The sequence below is a fragment of the Ralstonia sp. GX3-BWBA genome (assembly GCF_003290055.1).
GTDB lineage: Bacteria > Pseudomonadota > Gammaproteobacteria > Burkholderiales > Burkholderiaceae > Ralstonia > Ralstonia holmesii.
The window spans coordinates 210,486-231,589 of sequence record NZ_QMKS01000004.1 but is presented as its reverse complement, the minus strand read 5'-3'; the positions used below and the strand labels follow the sequence as shown (position 1 = coordinate 231,589).

Below are 21,104 nucleotides of genomic sequence, written 5' to 3'. Positions count from 1 at the left end.
AGCAAAAACCCGCTCTCAGGCGGGTTTTTTGTTGCCTGCTGTTTGGCGCATGCTGGGGTGTACACTGCTCTTCTTTCCAATTGACACGCGGCTGTGTTATCCACCGGCCGTGTTCGCACCGCTTCCCGCGTCTTCCATGAATTTCGATGTTGCCGTTGTTGGCAGCGGCTTGGCGGGTCTGACCGTCGCCCTGCACTTAGCCGATCACCGCCGCGTGGTCGTCATCAGCAAACGCAGCCTGCCGGAAGGCGCCAGCGACTGGGCGCAGGGCGGCATTGCCGCAGTGCTCGATTCAGGCGACAGCCATGACGAACACGTCGACGACACGCTCATCGCCGGGGCAGGACTGTGCGATGAAGCCGCCACCCGCTACATCGTCGAAAACGGGCGCTCGGCCATTGAATGGCTGATCGGCCATGGCGTGCCTTTCACGCGCGACGAGCAGGCTGAACTCGGCTTCCACCTGACGCGCGAGGGCGGCCATCGCCATCGACGCATCATCCACGCCGCCGATGCCACCGGCCATGCCGTGGTCACGACGCTGGTTGAGAAGGTACGCAACCACCCGAACATCACGCTGCTGGAAGACCACTTTGCGATCGACCTGATTACCGATGCGAAGCTGGGGCAGCCGGGCATGCGCTGCCATGGCCTGTATGCGCTCGACATTGCATCGGGCCACGTCAAGACGATTACCGCGAGCCAAACCGTGATGGCCACGGGCGGCGCGGGCAAGGTCTATCTCTATACGACGAATCCGGACACGGCCAGCGGCGACGGCATCGCCATGGCTTGGCGCGCGGGCTGCCGGGTAGCGAACATGGAATTCATCCAGTTCCACCCCACGTGTCTGTACCACCCTTTCGCGAAATCATTCCTGATTACCGAAGCCGTGCGCGGTGAAGGCGGCAAGCTGATCCTGCCCGACGGCACGCGCTTCATGCCGGCGCACGATGAGCGCGCTGAGCTCGCTCCGCGCGATATCGTCGCGCGCGCCATCGACTTCGAGATGAAGAAGCGTGGCCTGGACTGCGTCTATCTGGACATCAGCCACCAGAGCCCGGAGTTCCTCAAGGAACATTTCCCGACCATCATGGCACGCTGCCTGGAGCTGGGCATCGACATCACGCGCCAACCGATTCCGGTGGTGCCGGCGGCCCACTACACGTGCGGCGGCGTGGTGACGGATCACCTCGGGCGCACGGATATCGCGGGGCTGTACGCCGTGGGGGAGACGGCCTACACGGGCCTGCACGGCGCCAACCGGCTGGCGAGCAATTCGCTGCTGGAATGCATGGTGATCGGGCGTGGCGCGGCGGAGGACATCCTCGCGCAACCGCCCTCGAACCCAACGTCGGTGCAGATTCCCGCGTGGGATGAGAGCCGCGTGACCGACGCCGATGAGGAAGTCGTCGTCTCGCACAACTGGGACGAACTGCGCCGCATGATGTGGAACTACGTCGGCATCGTGCGCACGAACAAGCGGCTGGAACGCGCGCAGCACCGCATCGCCCTGTTGCGCGAAGAAATTACGGAGTACTACGCCAACTTCCGCGTGAGCCACGATCTGCTGGAGCTGCGCAACCTCGTCGAGGCTGCCTCGCTGATCGTCGACAGTGCGCTGTCACGGCATGAGAGCCGCGGCCTGCATTTCTCGCGCGACTACCCCGAGACGCTGCCCAAGGCGCTACCGACGGTCATGCAGCCGACCCATCGGCAGATCGCCCGGAAACGCTAAGACTTACTCGACGATCCGCAAAGAGAAGTCGGTCGCGCGTACGTCCTTCGTCAGCGCGCCGACGGAGATACGGTCCACACCCGTTTCGGCAAACGCGCGGATCGTCTCGATGCTCACGCCGCCGGACACCTCCAGTAGCGCCCTGCCCGCCGTCACGCGCACAGCCTCACGCATCGCAGGCGGCTCGAAGTTGTCCAGCAGCACGGACGTAGCGCCCGCCGCCAGCGCCTCTTCAAGCTGAGTCAGCGTTTCCACCTCGACCTGGATCGTCACCCCGGTGTTCAGTGCCTGCGCCGCACGCAGGGCTGCCGTCACGCCACCCGCCGCAGCGATGTGGTTTTCCTTGATCAGGATGCCGTCATACAACGCCAGGCGTTGGTTCTCGCCACCACCGATACGCACGGCGTACTTCTGCGCCAGGCGCAGGCCCGGCAGCGTCTTGCGCGTATCAAGCACGCGGGCGCGCGTGCCGTCGATGGCCGCAGCGTAACGCGACGTTGTTGTCGCCACACCGGAAAGCAATTGCAGGAAGTTCAGCGACGGGCGTTCGGCTGTCAGCAGCGATCGCGCCGGACCTTCGATCTCGCACACCACCGAATCGGGCGCCATGCGGTCGCCTTCGTGCTGGCGCCATGTAACGCGCAGCGTCGGATCAACGGCGCGCATGCATGCATCGAACCAAGGCGTGCCACACAGCACGGCGGTCTCGCGCACAATCACCCGCGCGCGCGCATGGCGATCGGCTGGGATCAGCAAACCGGTGCGGTCACCCGTGCCGACGTCCTCGGCAATCGCAGCAGCCACGTTGGCGGACAATGCCTCGTGCAGTGCCGGGCCAAAGCTATCGAAAATTGCCTGAGCCGCCGTAGCAAAGCTCGTCGCGTTCATCTGGGTTGCCGTCATGCCGGACCGATTCCTTGAAAGAGTTGCGCGTTGGCTGCCAGTTCACCCTGCGGGCGAACCACGGCTTTTTCCCGCGCGGCAAAATCCAGCATGCGATCGATGCAGACCACGGCCTGCTTACCGACGGCGGGATCAACATGGATCTCGTTGCGACCGGTTTCCAGCACCTCGGCCAGATTGGTCAGCGCATTCATCGCCATCCATGGGCAATGCGCGCAGCTCTTGCAGGTGGCGGCGTTGCCGGCGGTCGGCGCCTCGATAAAGCGCTTGCCCGGAGCCGCCATGCGCATCTTGTGCAGGATGCCGTTGTCGGTCGCGACGATGAATTCCTGCGCTGACAACGACTGCGCTGCCGCAATCAGCTGCGAAGTCGAACCCACCACATCGGCCTGCGCCACCACAGATTCAGGCGATTCCGGGTGGACGAGAATCTTCGCGTTCGGGTGCTCGGCGCGCAGCAGGTCGAGCTCCACGCCCTTGAACTCGTCGTGCACCAGGCAGGAGCCCTGCCACATCAGCATGTCGGCGCCGGTCTGCTTCTGAATGTAGCTGCCGAGATGACGATCGGGAGCCCACAGGATTTTCTTTCCCTGCGCATGCAGATGCTGCACGATCTTCAGGCCGATCGATGAGGTCACCATCCAGTCGGCACGTGCCTTCACAGCGGCGCTGGTATTGGCATAGACGACCACGGTGCGATCCGGATGCGCGTCGCAGAAGGCGGCGAACTCATCAGGCGGGCATCCCAGATCCAGCGAGCAAGTCGCGTCAAGATCCGGCATCAGCACAGTCTTTTCGGGGCTCAGAATCTTGGCGGTCTCTCCCATGAAGCGCACGCCCGCCACGATCAATGTTTTGGCCGAATGATCACGGCCAAAGCGCGCCATTTCGAGCGAATCGGACACGCATCCACCGGTCTCCTCGGCCAGGTCCTGCAGGTCAGCGTCAACGTAGTAGTGCGCGACCAGCACGGCCTCGCGTTCCTTGAGCAGGCGCTTGATGCGAGCCTTCAGTTCGTCGCGTTCCTCGCGCGACAGCACCGGCGGCACCTTGGCCCAAGCGTGGGCCACGCAACTGGCACCGGATTGCGCTTCGGAAAGCATATCCGGGCGCTCGAATTCAACCGTCTTGATGTGGGTTTCCATGGTGGTCTCCGCGTCCATTCGCGCTGTTAAGGCGCCGAGAAGCTGGCGCGGCAATGAAACGGACGGCGTGTGAGGAGGACTGGCACCGCGATACATTGTCGCGGCCCGTTAAAAATGTGAGTTGGGGCAGTTTACCCAAAAGAAAAGCCCCGCTGCGGAGCGGGGCTTCACCTATGAAACAAGAAAGTCAGGCGTAACGGCGCAGGCGAACAGCAAATTCCTGCAGCGCGTGGATGCCGCTTTCCTCGGCGCGCTTGCACCACTCTTGCAGTTGATGCAGTAGTTGCTCGCGCGTGGCGTTCGAACGGCCCCACAGCGCGCCAAGCTCGCGACGCATTTCAACGAAGGTGTGCAACGCCGAATGGTCCGACACGATTTGCGAGAGCTGCTCACGCTGCGGCGCGCCCAGCTTGGTTTCGTCGCGGTGGAACCACTTGCGGGCCGGCTTCAGCGCACGGTACTCAACAGCGCGCGAGTCCTTCAACTTGGCCAGCTCTTGGCGGTAAGCGGTCTTAACAGTCTTGGCGTAGCGAGCCATCACGTCATAGCGGTTCGCGATGATGGCTTCCAGCGTGTTCTGGTCGACCGGCTTCACGTCGCCAAAACGTGCCTTTGGCGCCACTTTCTTGACCTTCGCCAAACCGACGATTTCGAGCGCGCGGATGTAGCCCCAGCCGATGTCGAACTCGTACCACTTGACCGAAAACTTAGCCGACGTAGCGTACGTGTGGTGATTGTTGTGCAGCTCTTCGCCGCCGATGATGATGCCCCACGGCGACACGTTGGTCGAAGCGTCTTCGCAGTCGAAGTTGCGGTAGCCCCAGAAGTGGCCCAGACCGTTAATGATGCCGGCAGCGTGGATCGGGATCCACAGCATCTGCACCGCCCACACCGTCAGGCCCAGCGCGCCGAACATCAGCACGTCCAGGATCAGCATCAAACCGACGCCCTGCCACGTGAACTTCGAGTACACGTTCTTCTCAACCCAATCGTCCGGCGTACCGTGGCCGAACTTCTGGATCGTTTCCTTGTTCTTGGCCTCGGCGCGATACAGCTCAGCACCTTCCATCAGCACCTTGCGGATGCCACGGGTCTGCGGGCTGTGCGGATCGTCTTCGGTTTCGCACTTGGCGTGGTGCTTGCGGTGAATGGCGGTCCATTCCTTGGTGACCATGCCGGTGGTCAGCCACAGCCAGAAACGGAAGAAGTGTCCGGCAATGGGATGCACGTCCAGCGCCCGGTGCGCCTGGCAACGGTGCAGAAAAATCGTGACGCAGGCGATCGTGATGTGCGTCACCACCAGCGTGAAAATCAGGATCTGCCACCAGGCCCAATCGAGGGTGCCGTTGGCAAGGAAAGTCAGAAAGGAGTCGATCAAAGTGTTCTCCGTGGTCAACTCGGGGTGATCAAAGCAGCTTTTCATCCATCAACTGATCCGGACGTTGCTGCCTCTTAAGGCCATCCGCTGTCGTAGCGTTACGACAACGGGGTCGTGTTGGCGGGGATTCGGGTGTTGGCACCCGGCTTGCGCGTCACATCGGCGAGCTTGCGGCTGCTACCCATATGACCTCCGCCCCAGCGCAATACAAGGTGTTCGCGGCGCATTGTCGCAAGTGCTAAGCCTTAGCGACCGGCCGTCTGATCCTTCGTGGGAGCATTTAACATTTTAACCGAATACCCCCTCTATTCCATGGGGGAAACCCGCTGATTTGACCTCAGACAAGTGGGCACCGTTCCGCCTACAGATGTGTTAGGTCGGCACGGATGCGCTGGATGAGGCTGCTGCATCACCCGAAGTGCTTGAAGCGCCCTGCTGCGGCCCCAGCGGCCCGAGCACACGCACTTCCCGTTGCGGATACGGAATGTCGATGCCCGCCTCTTTGAAACGGCGATAGATAGCGCGATTCAGATCGGACTGGACGCCCAGCTTGCCGTTGTGCGGATCCGCGATCCACACGCCAAGTTCGTACTCGATGCCGCTGTCTGCAAACAGGGCCATGAAGGCGGCGGGCGCCGGCTCGGGCAGAATGCGTGAGATGCCCTCGGGGCATTGCAGCAGCAGCGACAGCACCGCTTCAGGATCGGCGGCATACGACGCCTGCACGCGCACTGCCACGCGCACGGTGCCGCGCTCATTGTGGTTCTGCACGGCTTGCGCGACCATCAGTTCGTTCGGAACCAGCGTATCGCCATCGCCGTTGCGCACCACGGTGTAGCGCGTGCGGATCTGCGTGACGATGCCGGTGTATGTGCTGACCGTAATCTGATCGCCGAGCTTGAGCGAGCGCTCGAGCAGGATGATGAAGCCCGAGACGTAATTGCTGGCGATCTTCTGCAAGCCGAAGCCCAGGCCCACACCCAGCGCGCCGCCAAACACCGACAGCACCGTCAGGTCGATGCCCACGAGCGACAGGCTCAGCAGCAACGACACCAGCAACAGCACCGCCTTGGTCACACGCGACAGCACCACCTTCAGGTTGGCGTCGATGGCAGAAGCGCGCGTAATGCGGCTGTCCAGCCACGAGCCGAACCACATCGCCACCAGCACGGTGACAAGAATCCACACCACGCCCATCAGCATGGCGGCGAGGCTCACCTTCTGCTTGCCGCCCAGCGCAAAGCGAATGCCGTCGAGGTAATCCACCACATCGCCCAGCACGCCCAGCACGTAGAGCACCATGCCGATCCACATCAGGGTGGTCAGCACGCGCTCGGCGACGACGAGCATGCCGTGCAACTCACCATTGGCCGACAGCACGCGGCGCAGCACGTAGAAGCCAAGATAGAGAATCGCCAGGCCGAACAGCGGCACGGCAGCCAGGCGGAACACGCTGATCGGCATGGTTCCGATCAGCGCATAGCGCGCGCCCACCACCAGCAGCCAGCCGATCAGCGGGAACATCGCCCGCTCCAGGCTCGACCAGGCAAAACGCAGGGCGAACGTGTCGTTCACGTGGGCCGTATGCAAGCGCCGCGCAATCGGCCGCGCAATCAGCCACGCGGCAACGAGCACCAGCACCAGCACGCCCAGTTGCCAGATAAAGCGCGGACCACCCAGATCGGAGACGATGTCGTCGATCATGTGGCCCAGCGCGAAGTGGTTCAGGTTCAGCGGCAATCCGTTCATTGGCGTGACCGGTTATTGCGACCCATTATTGGGTCCGATAGGGCAACGCATCGCCCACATGCTTCTGCCAATTGGCGGCATAGCGTTGGGCGAGATCGGCGTCGCCGCGCACGATCAGGACGTTCTCGGCATTGCCGCGCTGCGCGGTCTGCGTGAAGTTGAAGCTACCGGTGACCAGCACCGGATGCGCGCCGCGCGGGTCGATCACGATGACCTTGTTGTGCGCGTTCTTGTAGCGCACCTCTAGCCAGACGGGGATGCCCGCATTGGCCACCTCGGGCACGCGGCTGCCGCCGGAGCGCGTCATCTGCTCGCGATCGGCCAGCACGCGCACATCCACGCCGCGCTGATGCGCCGCCAGCAACGCACGCGTAATCGCCTTGTTCGACAGCAGATACGCCTGCACCAGCACCTGCTCGCGCGCCCGGTCGATGGCATCGGCCAACAACCCTTCGATGTCATCGTCGGGCGTGAACGCAGCCTGCACCGTACCCTTGGCCGGCTGCACCGGCGGTGTGCTGCGGGCCAGCGCCACGCCGCCTTCAGCAAACACCAGCCATGCGGCCAGCAGCCAACCCAAGCGGCGCAGCATCATGCGCGGCGCTCCAGCACAGCCGCGAAGAAGCCGTCGGTCTGATGCGTGTGCGGATACAGCTCCAGGTAGGGCCCCATTTCCAGGGCGATCTTCTGCGCGGCCAGCACCTCACCAGCGGGCACGAGCACGAAATCTTCATGCGCGGCCAGGAACTGCTCGACCACCTGCTGGTTCTCGCGCGCCAGCACACTGCAGGTCGCGTAAACGAGGCGGCCGCCCGGTTTCAGCAGCCGCGCCGCCGATGTCAGGATCGACAACTGCTTGGCCGACATTTCTTCTACGGCCTGCGCGGACTGGCGCCACTTCAGGTCCGGATTGCGGCGTAACGTACCCAGACCGCTGCACGGCGCGTCGACCAACACGCGATCGATCTTGCCCGCCAGCCGCTTGACCTTGGCATCGTGCTCGCTGTCGATCCGGCCCGGATGCACGTTCGACAGGCCGCTGCGCGCCAGGCGCGGGCCCAGGTTCGACAAGCGCTTTTCCGATACATCGAAGGCATACAGGCGCCCGGTCGAGCGCATCGCCGCGCCGATCGCCAGGGTCTTGCCACCGGCGCCAGCACAGAAATCGACCACCATCTCGCCGCGCTTGGGTGCCAGCAATTGGCAGAGCAGTTGACTGCCCTCGTCCTGAACCTCGACCGTGCCGTTGGTGAAGATATCGAGCTTGTTCAACGCCGGCTTGCCCGCCAGGCGAATGCCCACCGGCGACAGCGGCGCCGCAGCACCTTCAATACCGGCTTCGGCCAGTGTTGCAAGCACGGCTTCGCGCTCGCCCTTGAGCGTGTTCACCCGCAAGTCCAGCGGCGCTGGCGTCAGCCACGCTTGCGCCAGCGCTTCGGTGAAATCCGCACCGTGCTGCGCAACCAGTGCGTCGAACAGCCAGTCGGGCAGATTGGCACGCACGCGGGCTGCCAGCGCGGCACGGTCGCGGTTTTCCCAGCGATCCAGCCATTCGGCTTCGGCCGGGTTCAGGAACGGGGCAATGGCCTCACGCCCGGCGGTCTGCAACAAGCCAAGCAGCACAAGGCGACGACGCGCCGGGCCAGTGCCGCTCTCGGCAAACTGACCGAACTCCACCTTGCGGCGCAGCACGGCAAAGGCTGCCTCAGCGATGATGCCGCGCTCGCGGTGGCCAAGTTCGTGGTGCTCGCGGAAGTACTGGCTGACCACCATGTCGGCCGGCGCCGCAAAGTGCAGCAGGCGCGCCAGCACCTTATCCAGGTGTTCCAGATGGCTGCCATGCACGCCCGTGCGGGGACGCGGGGCGCTACGGGGCGCGGGCTTGCCCTGCGGCGCCCGATACCAGCCGCCACCACCGGAACCGGCACGCTTGTTGCCCGACCCACCATTTCCATTGCCGCGCGAACGCTGACGATCCTGACTCATGCTGCCTCCCGGGCGTTGATGCCAATGACAAGCTGCGATTCATCCGGAGAAACGCGCACAACACCGTCTTCGATCGACAACCGCCCTTCCACGAACCAGCGTACGGCACGCGGATAGATCGTGTGTTCTTGCGCCAGCAGACGCCCGGCCAGCGAGTCGGGCGTGTCGTCCTGACGCACGTCGATGATGGCCTGCAGCACGATCGGGCCGTGGTCCAGGTCGGCCGTGACGAAATGCACCGTCGCGCCATGCACCTTCACGCCCATGGCCAACGCGGCCTCGTGCGTGTGCAAGCCGGGGAAGCACGGCAGCAGCGACGGATGAATGTTCAGCATGCGCCCGGCGTAGCGCTTTACAAAGCCCGGCGTAAGGATGCGCATGAAGCCGGCCAGCACCACCAAATCCGGCGAAAAGCCGTCGATCACCTGCGCCAGGGCGGCGTCGAAGCTGTCGCGATCGGGGAACGCCTTGTGGTCGACCACCGCGGTGGCAATGCCGTGCGACGCGGCAAATTTAAGTCCTGCCGCATCGGGCCGATTAGAAATGACGGCGGCAATGCGTCCCGACCAACCTTCGGCCTGACAGGCGCGGACAATGGCTTCCATATTGGAACCGCGTCCGGAAATGAGAATGACGATGTTTTTCATCGCGGCATTTTATCAAGTGCGCCGGAGTTCCCCGAGAAAATCGGGTGTGACGCCTGCGCAGCCATGCCGCGGGCGCTTTTGCAGCCACCGTGGCATTTTGCCGACGCGTGCCGACAAAAACCCTGTCGCGCCAGCAAAAGGAAGGGGCAACCGTTGGCGCGCTTTGGCGCGCTCTGATAATCTCAGCACCATAATTGTCTGCGCTCCCGAGGGGTCGGGTGGGCTGCCAGCGGTGATCCGACGCGTATCAAACGCCTGTTCATCCTGCGCTGCAACATCGTGCGGGCAATACCGTGACGGTCGATCGGCACAGGGTGAGACACCCGGCTTGTCGGCCATCGCCCGCGCCGGGTCGACACGCGTACAACAACAAGAGGGCATTGCCCTCACCGGGGAATAAGAATGACGAGCTCGCTGCGTAGCCTGCTGGTGGTCGACGACCACCCTCTCGCCTTATCTGGCACGACCACGTTTCTTGCGCACGCCTTGCCTGAAGTTCAGGTGCACGCGGCTATTGGCCGGCGCCAAGCGCTGGCGCTGATTGAAGAAGGCGTCCGACCGGACGTCGTGCTGCTGGATGTGTGGCTGTCTGATTGCACGGGTTTCGACGCCATGCGCGAACTGCGCGGCAAGCTGCCGGAAGCGCGCTTTGCCTTCATGTCGGCGGAAAACACGCCGGAAATCGTCGCCAAGGCCCAAGCGCTGGGCGCCATCGGCTTCATCGGCAAGCACGCCGATGCCCATGCATTCTCCAAGGCAGTGGCCGGTATTTTTGGCGGCGATGCGTCGTTCCCGTCGGAAGACGATATGGGGGGCATCAACGGCAAAGGTGGCGCCTCGCATGGCATCCCCATCACGCCGGCGGAACTGGGGTTGACGCCGCGTCAGGGCTCGGTGCTAGCGCTGCTGCTCGAAGGCCTGCCCAACAAGTCGATCGCACGCCAGTTGGGCCTGACGGAAAACACCGTCAAAGAACACGTCTCGGCGATTCTCCAGCGGCTGGGCGTGCGCACGCGCATCCAGATCATCTCGCGCATGGAACGCTTTCGCCTGACGGGCGCGGCCTGATCTGCGCACCTGATCTGATCATTCCGGCGGCGCCATCGACGGCGCCGTTTCACATTACCGTCAGTAAGCGACCTGCGGCTCGGCTGAGCGGCCGCGCAGCCAGCGCTTGAGCAGCACGCGCAGCATGTTCGGGTCCATCGGTTTGGCCAGCAGCAGATAGCCGGCCTCTTCGGCGCGCGCCAGGGCGGCGGAGTTGCGATCGCCAGTCAGCAGCACGGCGTGGGCATCGGGGTGGCTGACCTGCCAGCGTTCGAGCAGTTGCAGGCCGTCTTCCTCGCCGGGCAGGCGCAGGTCGCAGAAGATGATCTGCGGACGGATACCGCGCGCGAGCAGTTGCTCTGCGGAACGGCCATCGGCGGCGCTGTGGACTTCCACGCCCCACGCTTCGAGCAGCGCGTGCCACGCCTTCCGGATTTGCTGGTCGTCGTCCACGACCAGCACTACGCCGGAGAATCGCGGCTGGTCGAGCACTGCACGCTTTTGCTCGGCGCGCGGCTGTGTGGCCAGCGGCGCCTTGATCTCGGCGGGCACCGGCCGAAGCGCCATCCAGAACATCGAGCCGCGCCCCGGCACCGAGCGCACGCCAAACGTCCCGCGCAACAGACGCACACATTCCTTGTAGATCGACAGGCCCAAACCCAAACCTTGGCTCGGATCGCGCTCGGGGTTTTCGACTTGGTAGTACGTCGAGAAGATGTCTTTCTGGTGCTCTGGCGCTACGCCGATGCCCGTATCCCAGACCTCGATCCGCAGATGCTTCTGGCGCACGCGCAGTGCCACCATCACGCCGCCGCGCTCGGTGTAGCGCAACGCGTTCTGCAGCAGATTGAACAGCGCCCGGCGCAGCAACACCGGCTCGGCCATCCCGAACACCGGCAACGGCGGAATGCGCGCCGTGAGCGCCAGACCCTTGGCGCGCGCATCCGGCATGAACTGCTGGACCACTTCGGTGATGACCTCGCCCAGATCCACCGGCTCCAGCGTCGGCGAGGTCTTACGGCTCTCCAGCTTGGACAGGTCCAGCAGCGAACGGAACAGCAGATCGATGGTCGCGGCGCCCGAGGCCAGTTGCTCCACCAGCGGCGCCAAGGATTCCGACTGGTTGCGCGCCCGCAGCGCCTCCACCAGGAGCACGATCGCATGCACCGGCTGACGCAAGTCGTGGCTGGCTGCAGCCAGGAAGCGCGATTTTTCTTCCGATGCCGACAACGCGCGCTGCTTCTCATCCTGATAGCGGCGCGCGAGCTGGCGGCTCTCGTTCTCAAGCTGGATTTCGCGCACCAGCGTGTTGTGGATATTCACGGCATGCCGCGTCAGCAGCGCCGCAAAGAACAGCAGCACGCCCCGCAAATACAGCCCGTGCCCCGGAAACGCCTGCTCGGCCAGCACAAAGTGCGGCGCCAGGATGCCCGTCCCGAGGATCAGCAGGCTGGACGGCACCGGCGCCTGCGACAACACCGCCGCCGCCGCCACACCGATGATCACGATCATCAGCAGGCTGCTGAACTCGAGCGACGGCGACATCAGATACAGCCCCGCCGAACAGCCCCACGCCACCCCGCCCACCGCCGACATGACGTGCATGCCCGTCCACCACTTGCGGGTGTGCGCGGCCAGCGTCATGCGGCTTAGGTCGTAGCGATAGCCAAAATAGAAGCGCAGACCTGACGCCGTCAGGCACAGCATGATCAGGCACCAGCCCAGCAGCACCGGGCGGTTGGAGGCGTCCCAGAACGCCGCTACCGTCAAGGCGGGCAGCACGACCGAGGCCGCAATCCCCATGGGAGCCCCGCGATGCACGGCGGCGAGCAGCTTCGCTCGGGCGTCCAGTTCAAGCGGCGCACGGCTGGCAAGCCCGAACTTGGCAAAAAAAAGGCGCAACGAAGCGTTCAAGGGGATGTGGGAAAGAAACTGGATACCGGATTGTGCCGCAAGCATGCGCCGCGCGGGCGCACCGTTCGGACGATTGTGCAACACCCCGACACCCATCCGCGCGCGCGCCGGGGATGGGGCAATCCCTTATATAATGTGCGTTTTGCTGGATTTTGGCGGCTGCACGCCAATCCGGCACGAAAACGCACTTCTCCTTTCCTCGACCACCGACGCTTCTCGTGAAAGTCTTTCGCGGCTTGCCCAACGCCGAAAGTCGCGCGCCCTGCGCGTTGACCATCGGCAACTTCGACGGCGTGCACCGCGGGCACCAGTCTTTGCTGGCCCGCGCACGCGCGGCGGCCGACGCACGCGGATTGCCGCTCACGGTGATGACATTCGAGCCGCATCCGCGCGAATTCTTCATGCCGGACCGCGCGCCCACCCGCATTGCGCTGCTGCGCGACAAGCTGGAAAGCCTGCGCCGCCAGGGCGTCGACCGCGTGGTCGTGGAGCATTTCAACGCGCATTTCGCTGGGCAGACGCCGGACGAGTTCGTGCGCAATGTTCTGGTCGATGGCCTGCACACGCGCTGGCTGCTGGTGGGCGATGACTTCCGCTTCGGCGCCAAGCGGGCGGGCGATTTCAACTATCTGCAGGCCGCCGGTGCCCAGTTTGGCTTCGAAGTCGAGCAGATGGGCTCGGTGTCGGAGTCCGGCGTGCGCATTTCCAGCTCGGCCGTGCGCGAGGCGCTGGCCGCCGGTGACCTGGAACACGCCCGCCGCCTGCTCGGGCACGGTTATGCCATCAGCGGACACGTGGTGCACGGGCAAAAGCTCGGCCGCTCGCTGGGCTTCCCGACGCTGAATTTGCGCATCTCGCATCGCAAGCCGGCAGTGGCCGGCATCTTTGTCGTGCAGGTGCACGGGCTGGCCGAAAAACCGCTGCCGGCCGTCGCCAGCATTGGCGTGCGGCCGACGGTGGACGACTCAGGCCGCGTGCTGCTTGAAGTGCATATCTTTGATTATCACGCCAGCGTCTACGGCAAGCTGGTGCGCGTGGAATTCATGAAAAAGCTCCGCGACGAGGCCCGTTACGATTCGCTCGATGCCCTCAAGGACGCGATCGCGCAGGACTGCGTACACGCGCGGCAGTTCTTCGGCCTGCCGATTCCGCCAGCCGGCGAGTCGCCAACGCTTCGGCGCGACTTCGCCACCTCCGCCACCGACCGAATTCAGTAGGCGGCCGACCCGTTCGCCGCCCAGAAGCCACACGCTGCGCACGCGCGCCCTGCACTGTCAGCCGCGCCTGCACCGATCCGATCTGCCCGAATCTGCCCCACATCACACCATGTCCGATTCCAAGAAGCCCACGCCGGAGAAGAGCAAGTACCCGGTCAACCTGCTGGACACCCCGTTCCCCATGCGCGGCGACCTGCCCAAGCGCGAGCCGCAGTGGGTGAAGCAATGGCAGGACAAGCAGCTCTACAAGAAGATCCGCGCCGCGCGCAAGGGCGCGAAGAAGTTCATCCTGCATGACGGCCCGCCGTATGCCAACGGTGATCTGCACATCGGCCACGCGGTCAACAAAATCCTCAAGGACATGGTGATCAAGGCGCGCGGCCTCACCGGCCTGGACGCTGTCTATGTGCCGGGCTGGGATTGCCACGGCATGCCGATCGAGATCCAGATCGAAAAGCAGTTCGGCAAGGGCCTGCCCGTCCAGGAAGTGCAAGAGAAGGCGCGTGCATACGCCACCGGCCAGATTGCGCGCCAGAAGGCAGACTTCGAGCGCCTGGGCGTACTGGGCGACTGGGCCGATCCGTACCTGACGATGAACTTCCGCAACGAAGCGGATGAAGTGCGGGCGCTGGGCAAGATCCTGGAGAAGGGCTACGTCTTCCGCGGCCTGAAGCCCGTCAACTGGTGCTTCGACTGCGGCTCGGCATTGGCTGAAGCCGAAGTCGAATACGCGGACCGTACCGACCTGTCGATCGATGTCGGCTTCCCGTTTGCCGATATCGACGCACTGGCCAGTGCCTTCCACGTGGGTGTTGACGTGCTCAAGGCCAAGCCGGGCTGGATCGTGATCTGGACCACCACGCCCTGGACGATCCCGTCCAACCAGGCGCTGAACCTGCACCCGGAAATCGAATACGCGCTGGTCGACACGCCGCGTGGGCTGCTGATCGTTGCCAAGGAGCGCGTCGAGGCGTGCCTGCAAAGCTGGAAGCTTGAAGGCACCGTGCTGGCTACGTGCGAAGGCGCGGCGCTCTCGGGCGCGCGCTTCCACCACCCGCTCGCCAAGATGGACGCGGGCTACGACCGCACCTCCCCCGTCTACCTGGGCGACTACGTGACCATCGACACCGGTACCGGCATCGTCCACTCCGCGCCTGCGTATGGCGTGGAAGACTTCCAGTCGTGCAAGTCGCACGGCATGCCCGACTCGGAGATCATCAACCCGGTGATGGGCAACGGCGTGTATGCATCGACGCTGCCGCTGTTTGGCGGCCAGATGATCTGGGACGCCAATCCGAAGATTGTCGAGGTGCTGCGAGAGTCCGGCAACCTGTTCGACGCGCATAAGCACCCGCACAGCTACATGCACTGCTGGCGCCACAAGACGCCGATCATCTATCGCGCCACGTCGCAGTGGTTCGCGGGGATGGACGTGCAGCCCAACGACGGCAACGCCACACTGCGCGAGACGGCGCTCGCGGGCATCGACGCGACGGCGTTCTACCCGTCGTGGGGCAAGCAGCGCCTGCACAACATGATCGCCAACCGCCCGGACTGGACGCTCTCGCGCCAGCGCCAATGGGGTGTGCCGATGGCCTTCTTTGTGCACAAGGAAACCGGCGCACTGCACCCGCGCACGCCTGAGCTGCTGGAACAAGTCGCTCAGCGCATCGAAAAGAGCGGCATCGAAGCCTGGCAGACGCTCGACCCGCGCGAGCTGCTCGGCGATGAAGCCGACATGTACGAAAAGAACCGCGACACGCTCGACGTGTGGTTCGACTCGGGCACCACGCACTGGCACGTCATCCGCGGCTCGCACGCCGCGGATCTGTACGACGCTTCGGCCGATCTGCCGGACGGTCGCCTGGCTGATCTGTATCTGGAAGGTTCCGACCAGCACCGCGGCTGGTTCCACTCGTCGCTGCTGACGGCTTCGATGCTGTACGGCAAGCCACCGTACAAGGGCCTGCTCACGCACGGCTTCACGGTGGACGGCGAAGGCCGCAAGATGTCCAAGTCGATCGGTAACACGATCGCGCCGCAGGAAATCGCCAACAAGATGGGCGCCGAGATCATCCGCCTGTGGGTGGCCTCGACCGACTATTCGGGCGAACTGGCCATCTCGGATGAAATCCTGAAGCGCGTGGTGGAAGGCTATCGCCGCATCCGCAACACGCTGCGCTTCCTGCTCGCCAACCTGACGGACTACGACCACGCCAAGCACGCGCTGCCGACCGAGCAATGGCTCGAGATCGACCGCTACGCCGTGGCGCTGACGGATGCGCTGCAGAAAGAAGTGCTGTCGCACTACGACGTGTACGAATTCCACCCGGTGGTCGCCAAGCTGCAGACGTTCTGCTCGGAAGACCTGGGCGGCTTCTACCTCGATGTGCTGAAGGACCGCCTGTACACGACGGCGCCCGATTCCGTGGCGCGCCGCTCGGCACAGAACGCGCTGTACCACATCACCCAGGCAATGCTGCACTGGATGGCGCCGTTCCTGTCGTTCACGGCCGAAGAGGCGTGGCAGGTATTTGCGCACGGCACGCAGCACACCGACACCATCTTCACCAGCACGTACTACAACGCCCCGGTGCCGCAAGGCGCCAGCGCGCTGCTGGAGAAGTGGGCCGCCATCCGCAACGTGCGCGGCGAAGTGACCAAGCAACTGGAAGCGCTGCGCATCGACGGCAAGATCGGCTCGTCGCTGCAGGCGGAAGTGACGGTGGCGGCGGGTGAGTCGGTGCATGACGCGCTGGCCAGCCTCGGCGACGACCTGCGCTTCGTGCTGATCACATCTGCGGCCAAGTTGGAGCGTGCGCCGGAAGGCGGCGATCTGCTCATCACCGTGGTGCCGTCCACGCACGCCAAGTGCGAGCGCTGCTGGCACTACCGCGCCGATGTCGGCCACGACGCGGCCCACCCGACCCTCTGCAAGCGTTGCACCGACAACCTGTTCGGTGCCGGCGAACAACGGAGCGCTGCGTAATGGCGACAACTCGGGCGGCCCGTAACGGCGGTAAGAGCAAATCGATCGGGTTGAAGAAGAGCGGCGGCGGTCATGGCGTGGGCCCCTGGCTCGGCCTGGCGGTCATCTGGATCCTGCTGGACCAGTTGACCAAGGTCGCCATCCTCAAGACCTTTACCTACGGCGAGTCGCGCCCGGTCACCGGGTTCTTCAACCTCGTGCTGGCCTATAACAAGGGCGCGGCATTTTCGTTCCTGGCCGCGGCCGGCGGCTGGCAGCGCTGGTTCTTCACGGGCCTGGGCGTGGCGGCGGCGCTGTTCATCGTGTGGCTGCTCAAGCGGCACAGCGGGCAAAAGCTGTTCTGCTTTGCGCTGGCGCTCATTCTGGGTGGCGCGCTGGGCAACGTGATCGACCGCGTCATCTACGGTCATGTGGTGGACTTCCTCGACTTCTACCTGCACAACTACCACTGGCCGGCCTTCAACGTGGCCGATTGCGGCATCACCATCGGTGCAGTGCTGCTGATCGTCGACGAACTGCGCCGCGTGCGTCGCTGACGCTGCGGTGCCAGAACTCCGGCAGTGGAATGGTGAAGCGGTGCTGTGCCTCGACGAGGCCGGCCCGCCCATCGCCAGCGAACAGGATGCGCTGGTCCACCTGATCGGCGAGGCGCTGGGGCATGGTGCGTCGATGGTTGCCGTGCCCGTCAGCCGCCTTGATGCCGCGTTCTTTGCGCTGCGCACGGGCCTGGCTGGCGGCATCGCTCAAAAGATCACCAACTACCGCCTGAAGCTTGCCGTGGTGGGTGACATCTCTGCGCATTTGTACGCCAGCAGCGCGCTACGCGACTGGGTTCGTGAATCGAACCAGCGCGACACGATCCGCTTCGTGCCCTCGCTCGCCGACCTGGCCGCCAATGCGCGGCCCATGCCGGCTGAATGATCCCTCAGCGTCAGTAGCGCACGGCGTACCACGCCCGTTTGACGTACTCCGCAAGAATCGACCCGGATTCGTACACTGGCACCGACTTGGCCAGCGTGTCGCCCGGGAATACGCCCTGCGCGCCCCACGTGACTTCCGGCCACACCTTGCGGAACACCGCCAGCGCCCGGCCCGTGTGATACCAGCTCGTGACCAGCACTGCCCTTTGCACCTGCTGGCCCGTTAGCGTCTCGCGCGTCATCCGCGCATTTTCCATCGTGCTGCCGGACACACATTCGTGGCCGATGCGCTCTGCCGGCACGCCGGCCATCACAAGGCGGCGCTCGATGAGAAGGCAATCGCCCTGGCCGCTGACGAACACGTGGGGTGCCACGCCTGCGTGGTACAGCTCCGCGGCGCCGATCACGCGTTGGCCCGATTCGCCACCCAGTACAACGATCACGTCTGCGTGCGCCAGCTTCGGCTCGTCACGCAGCCATGCCTTGGCCCCGCACACGAGCACAGTGCAGATCACCGCCGCAACGATGGCGCAACCGCCAATCCAGGCGAGGACATTGCGAACTGCTGAACGACCGAAAACCATATCGAGAATGCGCTTTTGAGGAAAAACCGGGTGCCAAACGCACCGCGGGGCAAGCCGGTATCATCGCCACTGTTCAGCAGGAAGCCCGGGCACCGGGTTGTATCCTGCCCGCGCATATTGCGTCAATCGGATTCCCAAGCGGGTTGTTATGGAACTGCAAGGCAAACATTTCGTGCTCGGCCTGACCGGCGGCATCGCGTGCTACAAGTCGGCCGAGCTGGTGCGGCTGTTGACCAAGGCCGGCGCGACCGTGCAGGTGGTGATGACCGAGGCCGCCGCGCACTTCATCACGCCGGTGACGATGCAGGCGCTTTCCGGGCGACCGGTCTTCACGTCACAGTGGGACGGCCGCATCGGCAACAACATGCCGCACATCGACCTCTCGCGCGAGGCAGATGCCATCGTCATCGCGCCGGCGTCCACCGACTTTCTGGCCAAGCTCGCGCACGGCATGGCCGACGATCTGCTCTCCACGCTGTGCATCGCGCGCGATTGCCCGCTGCTCGTGGCGCCCGCGATGAACCGTCAGATGTGGGCGGCGCCCGCCACGCAGCGTAACGCCGCGCAGTTGCGCGCGGATGACGTCACCCTGCTCGGCCCCGACGCCGGCGACCAAGCCTGCGGCGAAGTTGGCGACGGCCGCATGCTGGAGCCGGAAGACATCGTCGAGCAGCTCATCGGCTTCTTCCAGCCCAAGCTGCTGCGCGGTCACCGCGTGCTGCTCACCGCAGGCCCGACTTTCGAGCCGATCGACCCCGTGCGCGGCATCACGAACCTGTCCAGCGGCAAGATGGGCTTTGCCTTGGCACGTGCGGCAGCGCAGGCCGGCGCGGAAGTCACGCTGGTTGCCGGACCGTGCCATCAGGACACGCCCGCAGGCGTGCTGCGCATTGATGTGCAAACCGCCCAGCAGATGCACGACGCCGTCATGCACGAGCTGGATGCTGCCAAGAACGATATCTTCATCGCGGTTGCGGCGGTGGCCGACTGGCGCGTGGCACAAGCCGCGGAACAGAAGCTCAAGAAGCAGAACGACTCCGACGTACCCGCACTTACGTTCACGCAGAACCCGGACATCCTCGCCGCGGTGGCGCGCCGCGCGAATGCGCCGTTCTGCGTCGGCTTCGCGGCTGAAACGGAGCGGCTGGAAGAGTTCGGCGAGGCCAAGCGCCAGAAGAAGGGCATTCCCCTGCTGGTCGGCAATCTCGGTCATCAGACCTTCGGCCGCGACGACAACGAAGTCGCACTCTTCGATGCCAAGGGCATCACGCGCCTGCCGCGCGCCGACAAGCTGACGCTCGCGCGCCAGATCGTCGCCGCCATCGCCGACCGCGTGCATGGGGCACGATCATGAGTGCCGCGCCGATCCGCCTGTCCGTCCTGGACCAAAGCCCGGTCGTCTACGGTCATAGCGCACGCGATGCCATCGCCGCGACGGTCGATCTGGCACAACTCACGGATTCGCTCGGCTACACGCGCTACTGGTGTGCCGAGCACCACGGCCTGCGCGGTGTCAGCAACCCCGCGCCGGAGGTGATGATCGCCCGTGTGGCCAGCGCCACGAAGCACCTGCGTGTGGGCTCCGGCGGCGTGATGCTGCCCTACTACAGCCCCTTCAAGCTAGCCGAGCAGTTCCGCCTGCTGGAGGCGCTGTTCCCCAACCGCATCGACCTGGGCGTCGGCCGCGCACCCGGCGGCGACATGCGCACCGCGCAGGCCGTGGCCATGGGCGACTACAACCGCGGCGACATCTTCCCGCAGCAGGTGCAGGAACTGATCTGGCACCTGACAGGTACGCTCCCGCCGGACCACCCGGCCTACGGCGTCCTCCTGCAACCCGAGATCGATACCAAGCCGGAGCTGTGGATGCTCGGCTCAAGCGATTTTGGCGGTGCGCTGGCCGCGCGCCTGGGTATCCGTTTCGCGTTCGCGCACTTCATCAACCCACACGTCGGGCACATCGTCGCCCAGCAGTACCGTACGGATTTCGAGCCCGGCTACGACGCACGCCCGTATAGCGCCGCCGCCGTCTTCGTGATCGCGGCTGATACCGAGGCGGAAGCGCGCCGCTATGAAGCCGCCGTCGATCTGCGCCGCGTGCAGATGGCACTTGGCGCGAACGGCCCGATCCCGACCGTCGAGCAAGGGGAAGCCCACGTCTACACCGAGCGCGACCAAGCCATCGTCATGCGCGAGCGGCCGCGCAGCATCATCGGCACGCCTGACTCCGTGGCCGAGCAGATGCACGCACTCAAGGAGCGCTTCGTCGCCGATGAACTGATCGTGCTGACCGTCGCACCAAGCTACAAGGCGCGCCTGCGCTCGTATGAGCTGTTGGCCGAGGCGTTTGCGCTACCATCTCCGGCTTCTGTAACCTCTTCGGCCTGCCCCGCATGAAACTCGACGTCAAGATCCTCGACGCCCGCCTGCACGAACAGCTCCCGCAATACGCCACCACCGGCAGCGCCGGGCTGGACCTGCGCGCCTGCATCGAGGCCCCGCTCACCATCGAGCCCGGCACCACGCATCTGGTCCCGACCGGCATGGCCATCCATCTGGCTGACCCGGGTTATGCCGCGCTGATCCTGCCGCGTTCCGGCATGGGCCATAAGCACGGCATCGTGCTCGGCAACCTGGTCGGTCTAATCGATTCGGACTACCAGGGCCAGCTCATGGTCAGCACGTGGAATCGCGGCAGCACGGCGTTCGTGCTCAATCCGATGGAGCGCCTCGCGCAATTGGTGATCGTGCCGGTGGTGCAAGCCGAACTGAACATCGTCGATGACTTTGCAGAAAGCGAGCGCGGCGCGGGTGGTTTCGGCAGCACCGGGCGCCACTGACAACATCGCCCGCGCATAACAAAAAGGCCCGGAGATTCCGGGCCTTT

At 64.6% G+C, this 21,104-nt stretch carries 19 protein-coding genes; 10 read left to right on the top strand and 9 right to left on the bottom strand.

Going from position 1 to position 21,104, the window contains the following annotated elements; all coding sequences use genetic code 11:
* Nucleotides 1-136 precede the first annotated feature (136 nt).
* Nucleotides 137-1,738, top strand: coding sequence for an L-aspartate oxidase (gene nadB, locus DOD19_RS02850; RefSeq protein ID WP_024974980.1), 1,602 nt, complete (start codon nt 137-139; stop codon nt 1,736-1,738).
* A 3-nt stretch (nt 1,739-1,741) separates the two neighbouring features.
* Here nadB and nadC read toward each other — a convergent pair whose 3' ends face one another.
* From nadC to purN, 7 genes are all read right to left on the bottom strand, one after another.
* Nucleotides 1,742-2,641 carry a carboxylating nicotinate-nucleotide diphosphorylase gene (gene nadC / locus DOD19_RS02845; protein ID WP_024974979.1) on the bottom strand — a complete coding sequence of 300 codons (900 nt, stop codon included), beginning with the start codon at nt 2,639-2,641 and terminating at the stop codon, nt 1,742-1,744.
* Entirely contained in the window at nt 2,638-3,786 is a 1,149-nt protein-coding gene (gene nadA / locus DOD19_RS02840; RefSeq protein WP_024974978.1) for a quinolinate synthase NadA, read from the bottom strand. Before nadA ends, nadC begins: the two co-directional genes overlap by 4 nt.
* Before the next feature lie 187 nt (nt 3,787-3,973).
* Nucleotides 3,974-5,164 carry an acyl-CoA desaturase gene (locus tag DOD19_RS02835; RefSeq protein WP_024974977.1) on the bottom strand — a complete coding sequence of 397 codons (1,191 nt, stop codon included), beginning with the start codon at nt 5,162-5,164 and terminating at the stop codon, nt 3,974-3,976.
* A 372-nt stretch (nt 5,165-5,536) separates the two neighbouring features.
* On the bottom strand, nt 5,537-6,913 hold the full coding sequence (locus tag DOD19_RS02830) for a mechanosensitive ion channel domain-containing protein (RefSeq protein ID WP_112183893.1): 1,377 nt from the start codon (nt 6,911-6,913) through the stop codon (nt 5,537-5,539).
* Between the two features lie 25 nt (nt 6,914-6,938).
* Nucleotides 6,939-7,508, bottom strand: a complete 570-nt coding sequence (locus tag DOD19_RS02825; protein WP_112183891.1) for a phospholipase D family protein — start codon at nt 7,506-7,508, stop codon at nt 6,939-6,941.
* Nucleotides 7,505-8,899, bottom strand: coding sequence for an RsmB/NOP family class I SAM-dependent RNA methyltransferase (locus tag DOD19_RS02820; RefSeq protein ID WP_045202794.1), 1,395 nt, complete (start codon nt 8,897-8,899; stop codon nt 7,505-7,507). The genes DOD19_RS02825 and DOD19_RS02820 overlap by 4 nt, the downstream gene beginning before the upstream one ends.
* Complete coding sequence (purN, locus tag DOD19_RS02815; RefSeq protein WP_024974973.1) at nt 8,896-9,546, bottom strand: phosphoribosylglycinamide formyltransferase; 651 nt, start codon at nt 9,544-9,546, stop codon at nt 8,896-8,898. Before purN ends, DOD19_RS02820 begins: the two co-directional genes overlap by 4 nt.
* 402 nt (nt 9,547-9,948) lie before the next feature.
* Between purN and DOD19_RS02810 the strand changes: the two genes are divergently transcribed.
* Nucleotides 9,949-10,614, top strand: coding sequence for a response regulator transcription factor (locus DOD19_RS02810; protein WP_024974972.1), 666 nt, complete (start codon nt 9,949-9,951; stop codon nt 10,612-10,614).
* Nucleotides 10,615-10,674: 60 nt separating this feature from the next.
* Here the strand turns inward: DOD19_RS02810 and DOD19_RS02805 are convergent, their stop codons facing one another.
* A complete protein-coding gene (locus DOD19_RS02805) occupies nt 10,675-12,507 on the bottom strand; it encodes a hybrid sensor histidine kinase/response regulator (RefSeq protein ID WP_024974971.1) in 1,833 nt (610 codons plus the stop codon).
* Here DOD19_RS02805 and DOD19_RS27470 point away from each other — a divergent pair.
* The 5 genes from DOD19_RS27470 to DOD19_RS02785 all read left to right on the top strand — a co-directional run bounded on the left by DOD19_RS27470 (nt 12,409) and on the right by DOD19_RS02785 (nt 17,634).
* Entirely contained in the window at nt 12,409-12,729 is a 321-nt protein-coding gene (locus DOD19_RS27470; protein ID WP_162634335.1) for a hypothetical protein, read from the top strand. The genes DOD19_RS02805 and DOD19_RS27470 overlap by 99 nt on opposite strands.
* On the top strand, nt 12,726-13,724 hold the full coding sequence (locus DOD19_RS02800) for a bifunctional riboflavin kinase/FAD synthetase (RefSeq protein WP_024974970.1): 999 nt from the start codon (nt 12,726-12,728) through the stop codon (nt 13,722-13,724). The genes DOD19_RS27470 and DOD19_RS02800 overlap by 4 nt, the downstream gene beginning before the upstream one ends.
* A 109-nt stretch (nt 13,725-13,833) precedes the next feature.
* Nucleotides 13,834-16,713, top strand: a complete 2,880-nt coding sequence (gene ileS, locus DOD19_RS02795; RefSeq protein WP_112183889.1) for an isoleucine--tRNA ligase — start codon at nt 13,834-13,836, stop codon at nt 16,711-16,713.
* Entirely contained in the window at nt 16,713-17,249 is a 537-nt protein-coding gene (lspA, locus tag DOD19_RS02790; RefSeq protein ID WP_037031476.1) for a signal peptidase II, read from the top strand. Before ileS ends, lspA begins: the two co-directional genes overlap by 1 nt.
* A 7-nt stretch (nt 17,250-17,256) precedes the next feature.
* Nucleotides 17,257-17,634, top strand: coding sequence for a DUF4180 domain-containing protein (locus DOD19_RS02785; RefSeq protein WP_112183887.1), 378 nt, complete (start codon nt 17,257-17,259; stop codon nt 17,632-17,634).
* 10 nt (nt 17,635-17,644) lie between these two features.
* Here the strand turns inward: DOD19_RS02785 and DOD19_RS02780 are convergent, their stop codons facing one another.
* Entirely contained in the window at nt 17,645-18,217 is a 573-nt protein-coding gene (locus tag DOD19_RS02780) for a YdcF family protein (RefSeq protein ID WP_112183886.1), read from the bottom strand.
* Between the two features lie 148 nt (nt 18,218-18,365).
* Here DOD19_RS02780 and coaBC point away from each other — a divergent pair, with 148 nt between their 5' ends.
* Genes coaBC through dut form a run of 3 tightly spaced genes read left to right on the top strand, consistent with a single transcriptional unit; the run spans nt 18,366 to nt 21,057 of the window.
* Entirely contained in the window at nt 18,366-19,571 is a 1,206-nt protein-coding gene (coaBC, locus tag DOD19_RS02775) for a bifunctional phosphopantothenoylcysteine decarboxylase/phosphopantothenate--cysteine ligase CoaBC (RefSeq protein WP_112183884.1), read from the top strand.
* Nucleotides 19,568-20,614 carry an LLM class flavin-dependent oxidoreductase gene (locus DOD19_RS02770; protein WP_112183882.1) on the top strand — a complete coding sequence of 349 codons (1,047 nt, stop codon included), beginning with the start codon at nt 19,568-19,570 and terminating at the stop codon, nt 20,612-20,614. The genes coaBC and DOD19_RS02770 overlap by 4 nt, the downstream gene beginning before the upstream one ends.
* The gene (dut, locus tag DOD19_RS02765) at nt 20,611-21,057 is read left to right on the top strand and encodes a dUTP diphosphatase (protein ID WP_112183880.1); all 447 of its coding nucleotides are present in this window, start codon (nt 20,611-20,613) and stop codon (nt 21,055-21,057) included. Before DOD19_RS02770 ends, dut begins: the two co-directional genes overlap by 4 nt.
* Nucleotides 21,058-21,104: the final 47 nt, after the last annotated feature.

Bases quoted from the DNA above. Each gene is read 5' to 3' on its own strand.
- DOD19_RS02780 (WP_112183886.1), bottom strand. From the start codon at position 18,217: ATGGTTTTCGGTCGTTCAGCAGTTCGCAATGTCCTCGCCTGGATTGGC.
- DOD19_RS27470 (WP_162634335.1), top strand. From the start codon at position 12,409: ATGCACGGCGGCGAGCAGCTTCGCTCGGGCGTCCAGTTCAAGCGGCGC.
- nadC (WP_024974979.1), bottom strand. From the start codon at position 2,641: ATGACGGCAACCCAGATGAACGCGACGAGCTTTGCTACGGCGGCTCAG.
- lspA (WP_037031476.1), top strand. From the start codon at position 16,713: ATGGCGACAACTCGGGCGGCCCGTAACGGCGGTAAGAGCAAATCGATC.
- dut (WP_112183880.1), top strand. From the start codon at position 20,611: ATGAAACTCGACGTCAAGATCCTCGACGCCCGCCTGCACGAACAGCTC.
- nadA (WP_024974978.1), bottom strand. From the start codon at position 3,786: ATGGAAACCCACATCAAGACGGTTGAATTCGAGCGCCCGGATATGCTT.
- DOD19_RS02770 (WP_112183882.1), top strand. From the start codon at position 19,568: ATGAGTGCCGCGCCGATCCGCCTGTCCGTCCTGGACCAAAGCCCGGTC.
- DOD19_RS02830 (WP_112183893.1), bottom strand. From the start codon at position 6,913: ATGAACGGATTGCCGCTGAACCTGAACCACTTCGCGCTGGGCCACATG.
- coaBC (WP_112183884.1), top strand. From the start codon at position 18,366: ATGGAACTGCAAGGCAAACATTTCGTGCTCGGCCTGACCGGCGGCATC.
- nadB (WP_024974980.1), top strand. From the start codon at position 137: ATGAATTTCGATGTTGCCGTTGTTGGCAGCGGCTTGGCGGGTCTGACC.
- DOD19_RS02810 (WP_024974972.1), top strand. From the start codon at position 9,949: ATGACGAGCTCGCTGCGTAGCCTGCTGGTGGTCGACGACCACCCTCTC.
- DOD19_RS02825 (WP_112183891.1), bottom strand. From the start codon at position 7,508: ATGATGCTGCGCCGCTTGGGTTGGCTGCTGGCCGCATGGCTGGTGTTT.
- purN (WP_024974973.1), bottom strand. From the start codon at position 9,546: ATGAAAAACATCGTCATTCTCATTTCCGGACGCGGTTCCAATATGGAA.
- DOD19_RS02820 (WP_045202794.1), bottom strand. From the start codon at position 8,899: ATGAGTCAGGATCGTCAGCGTTCGCGCGGCAATGGAAATGGTGGGTCG.
- ileS (WP_112183889.1), top strand. From the start codon at position 13,834: ATGTCCGATTCCAAGAAGCCCACGCCGGAGAAGAGCAAGTACCCGGTC.